This window comes from Pseudoalteromonas sp. G5_S1_14_S5 (assembly GCF_054968605.1).
Genome location: NZ_JBQKUM010000184.1, coordinates 1 through 1,163, shown reverse-complemented (window position 1 = coordinate 1,163; position 1,163 = coordinate 1). Strand labels below are relative to the sequence as shown.

Annotated in this window: 1 protein-coding gene; it reads left to right on the top strand. The window is 47.3% G+C overall.

Features of this window, described 5'->3' with window-relative positions:
* Positions 1-1,163, top strand: a 1,163-nt coding sequence (locus ACTRWI_RS22450) for a hypothetical protein (RefSeq protein WP_499133906.1), incomplete at both ends; no start/stop codon positions are given.

The following is a 1,163-nucleotide window of genomic DNA, read 5'->3' as shown; positions in this document are numbered from 1 at the left end:
CTATCAATGGTATCGCTTGCCTGGCGCCGCCGGAAGTCGTGACGCATGGCCTGCGAATGCTGAAATTACTGGCGCAACGGCGAATGACTACACAGTTACCGCCGATGACCAAGGGTACTATTTAGGGGTTATCGTGACCGATACTGGCGGCTCGGGTTTGAGTGCCCGTGCATTATCGGCAGGTCTTGTGGCAGAGACTAGCACGAATGACCGCTTGATGATCCAAGGAGATATTGCGACATCACCATTAATTGAAGGTGTAACGCCGACGTATACAGCACAATTGTTACGAAATGGCTCAACAGACTCGGGCAACAGTGCCAATATTGATGCGAATTGGTATCTACTCGATACACCAACGCAACGCGATGCAAAAGAAACCTGGACTGCGCTAGCACAACCTCTCAATAATGAAAGCTTGCTTGGGCAAGCAGGAAAGTATCTTCTTTTAGAATTGCGCTACAGTGAAGCTGGCATGGAATTAGCGAAAACCATCGTGCTTAGCGAACCGATTGAACCTGGGCTGATAAAGCCGATATTGAGTTATGAACGACCCGTATTGAGTGAACAAGATACGATAGAAGTACTTAATAAAAATGCGTTAAGTGTGGTGAAAGATCAGTTACTAGCGAAGTATCCACAGTTTACGGCCAACTATGCTTGGCAGAGTACCAATAATAACTCTTCTTGGGTCACGGTGAGTACACCGTCATCTTTTACTCCGTTAAGCTTACTCGTGGCGGATGAACAATATCGGTTTGTTGTCAATCTGACCGAATCTGGTAATCCATTCGCTACGTTGTACAGTGACGAAACAATTGCGGTCACTGCATTGGCTCTAAGTACCGATTACGATATTGCGTACAATACGCTGAATAATCCTATTGAACGTGTCTCTTATCAGGTTGACTCACAGCTTATCTCGTCAGCGAGCACCAGTTATGACTCTCGTATTCACCAATGGTCAAGGGTCGAAGTGGATGGCACCCTAACGCTACTCTCTATTGATGGCGCTTACACCCCAACCAGCAATGATGTGGGCTTTGTATTGCGCGTGTCCATCAGCTACCTTGATGCTAGCAGCAAGGTATTGGTGTCTAGAACCGTTGAAACGCCGCTGGTACAAGCGGCGCCAAACAGTATATCGTTGGTCAATACGCTCG